This is a genomic window from Streptomyces sp. NPDC054841 (assembly GCF_053611045.1).
In genome coordinates, this window is the sequence record NZ_JBSGZO010000692.1 from 1 (window position 1) to 3,413 (window position 3,413).

General features: G+C 74.3%; 1 protein-coding gene. It reads left to right on the forward strand.

Features of this window, described 5'->3' with window-relative positions; genetic code table 11:
* The first annotated feature begins 191 nt into the window (after positions 1-191).
* Positions 192-3,386, forward strand: coding sequence for a dTMP kinase (tmk, locus tag ACWGI8_RS41830; RefSeq protein WP_453668693.1), 3,195 nt, complete (start codon positions 192-194; stop codon positions 3,384-3,386).
* Positions 3,387-3,413: the final 27 nt, after the last annotated feature.

Genomic DNA, 3,413 nt, shown 5'->3' on the forward strand with positions numbered 1-3,413 from the left:
CTCGGAGGAGTAGCAGCGGGAGCCGTCCGCTTCGGACGAGCACGAGAAGTACACGAGCAGTAACGGAAGAGGGGCCACCCTGGGGTGGCCCCTCTTCCGTTCTTCCGTCCGATCGCCTCTTCCGCCAGATCGCCGCCCATTTGTTCGGGCTGGGCCTCCGGGGAGCAATGCGCTCCGGATAGGCTGGGCGGATGACGCGAGCCGAGCAGCCAACGGCCCAGAGCCCCACCTCTGACCCCGGTGCACTTGCCGCAGACGCCCTAGCCGCGGATTCACGCGAGCGCGCCGTCAGGGCGTTGCTGCGCGTACCCGCGCTGCGGCGCCTGTGGGGTGCGCAGCTCGTCGGCGGCATCGGTGATGCCCTGGCGCTGCTGGTGCTGGTCCTGCTGGCGCTTCAGGCGGCGGTCTCCGAAGGCGCGTTCGGCGGTGGGTACCGGGGTGCCGCCTTCGCCGTCTCCGCCGTGTTCGGCGCCCGTATCCTCGCCACTCTGCTCTTCGGAGCGGTGCTGCTCGGTCCGCTCACGGCACTCACCGCGCCCACCGGCCCGCTCGACCGTCGCTGGACGATGATCGGGGCCGACGGCCTCCGCATCGCACTGCTCGTCATCGCCCCGCTGTGGATCGACTGGACCCCGGACAGCGCTCTGGCGTACCTCCTGGGGACGGTCTTCGTCGTCGGTGTCGCCGAGCGGTTCTGGACCGTGGCCCGGGAGAGCGCGGCGCCCGCCCTGCTGCCCGCGCCGCCCCTGGAGGGCGCTGCGGTACGGCCGCTTCCGGATCACCATGACGCGCTGCGCCGGCTCTCCCTCCGTACCGCCTTCGCGGTGATCCCCGCAGGGGCCGCCGTCCTGCTCGTCGCCACGCTGATCGGCAATCTGCTCGGCTCCGGCATCGAGTGGTTCTCGCTCCACCAGGCGGCCCTCGGGTCGTACGTCGCGGCGGGGCTCTTCGCCGCGTCGTTGTCCGTCCTGTCCGCCATCGAGCTTCCGGACGCGCAGACTCCGCGCCCCCGTTCCCCCCTTGAGGGCCTGCGCCGCCCGTCCACGGGCAGCGGACTCGACAAGGGCCGTACGGGCGCGGTGCCGCTGCTCGTCCTGGCCTGCGCATCGGTCGCCGGAGCCATCGCTTCCGCCGCGGCCGTCGCCGTACTGCACGGCCGTGATCTGGGCGGCGGCCCGGTTGCCTTCGCGCTGCTCGTCCTCGCGCTGACCGGCGGTACGGGCCTGGGCATCCGCGGTGCCAAGGCCGTGCTGCCCGCCCTGTCGCGCCGCCGGCTGCTGGCGCTTGCCGTCGCCGTGACGGGTATCGCGCTGCTGGCCCTCGGACTCGTTCCGGACACGGCGACCGTGCTGTTCCTCGCCGTCCTCGCCGGCGGCGCGGCCGGGGTCGCCGCGGCCACCGGGCACGCACTCATCGACCTGGAGACCGAGGAGTACCGGCGCCCGCGGATCACCGAGCATCTGCAGGCCGTCGTCCGGGTCTCGATCGCGCTCGGGGCCATCGCCGCCCCGCTGCTCGCCGCCGCGATCGGCCCGCACCGCCTCGCCAGCGGTGACTTCGTCTTCGCGCACGGCGGCGCCGCCTTCACCCTGATGCTGGTCGGCGCGCTGCTGCTGCCGGTCGCCGTGATCGTTCTCGCCAAGACCGACGACCGCTCCGGCGTGCCGCTGCGCCGCGATCTGGCCGACGCGGTCCGGCGCGGCGCGGACCCGGCGCAGGCGCCCTCCGCGACCGGCTTCTTCATCGCCATCGAGGGCGGCGACGGCGCGGGCAAGTCCACGCAGGTGGAGGCGCTCGCGGAGTGGATCCGCGCCAAGGGCCACGAGGTCGTCGTCACCCGCGAACCGGGCGCGACGCCGGTCGGCAAGCGGCTCCGTTCGATCCTGCTCGACGTCTCGTCGGCCGGTCTGTCGCACCGCGCGGAGGCGCTGCTGTACGCCGCCGACCGCGCCGAGCACGTCGACACGGTCGTGCGGCCGGCGCTGAAGCGCGGTGCGATCGTCATCTCCGACCGGTACATCGACTCGTCCGTCGCCTACCAGGGCGCGGGCCGCGATCTGTCCCCGACCGAGATCGCCCGGATCTCGCGCTGGGCGACGGACGGGCTCGTTCCGCATCTGACGGTGCTGCTCGACGTCTCCCCGGAGACCGCCCGCGAGCGGTTCACCGAGGCGCCGGACCGGCTGGAGTCCGAGCCCGCGGAGTTCCACCAGCGGGTACGGGCCGGATTCCTGACTTTGGCCGCGGCCGACCCGGGCCGCTACCTGGTGGTGGACGCCGGCCAGGAACCGGAGTCCGTGACCACGGTCGTACGGCACCGGCTCGACCAGATGCTGCCGCTCTCCGAAGCCGAGGTGAAGGCCCAGGAGGAGGCGCGGAAGGCCGCCGAGGAGGAGGTCCGCCGCAAGGCCGAGGAAGAGGCCGCCCGGAAGGCGGAGGAGGAGCGCCTGGAGCGCGAGCGCCAGGAGCAGCTCGCCAAGCTGCGTGCCGAGGAGGAGGAGCGCAAGCGCCGCGAGCTGGAGGAGGCGCGGCAGCGCGAGGCCGAACGGCAGGCGGAGGAGGCCCGGCAGCGTGCCGAGGAGGCGCGGCGGCTGGCCGAGGAGGAACGGCGCCGGCGTGAGGCCGAGGAGAAGATCCGCCGGGAGGAAGCGGAGCGCCGTCGCCGGCAGGCCGAGGAAGAGGCCCGTCTGCGCGCGGAGGCGGAGGAGCGGCGCCGCGAGAAGCAGCGCAAGGCGGAGGAGGCCCTGCTGCGGGCGGAGGAGGCCCGCAGGGCCGCGGAGGCGGCGGCTGCCGTGACTGCGGCGACCGCTGCGGAGACCACTGTGCCCACGCCTGCGGTGGCGCCCGGAGCGAACGATGTGACGCAGACGGTGGAAACGCCGCTGCCGCCCGCCGCCGAGCCGCGCCCGCGCGTCGAGATGACGAAGCAGGACGCGGAGACGACGGTCCTGCCGCAGGTCCCGGACGCGGCCTCGGACGCGCCTTCGGGGGCGGTTTCAGAGGCTGCTTCGGGGGCTGCGGAGACGACGGTGCTTCCCCCGGTGCGGGCGGAGGCTCCGACGGCCGCGGCCGATGAGACGGCGGTCCTGCCGCCCGTACGGGACGCGGGCACCTCCGGAGCCGGTGCCGCGGCCGATGAGACGGCGGTGCTTCCGCCCGTACGGGACACCGACCCGGCACATCGCGTGCCCCCGGGCATCTTCCGGGACGAGCAGTCGGCGGGCGCGGGTGACCGCACCCGTGAGCTGCCGCAGGTCGACGAGGAGGGACGGCCGCGCCGCCGTTCCGACTGGGCGGAGGAGACCCCGCTTGACGACCTCCCGACCCTGGCGGACGAACTGCTGGGCCCGCACGACGACGAGAACGACCGGCGGCGGCGGGGCTAGGCCCTGTCTTTCGGATCTTGCCGGGAG

Bases quoted from the DNA above. Each gene is read 5' to 3' on its own strand.
- tmk (WP_453668693.1), top strand. From the start codon at position 192: ATGACGCGAGCCGAGCAGCCAACGGCCCAGAGCCCCACCTCTGACCCC.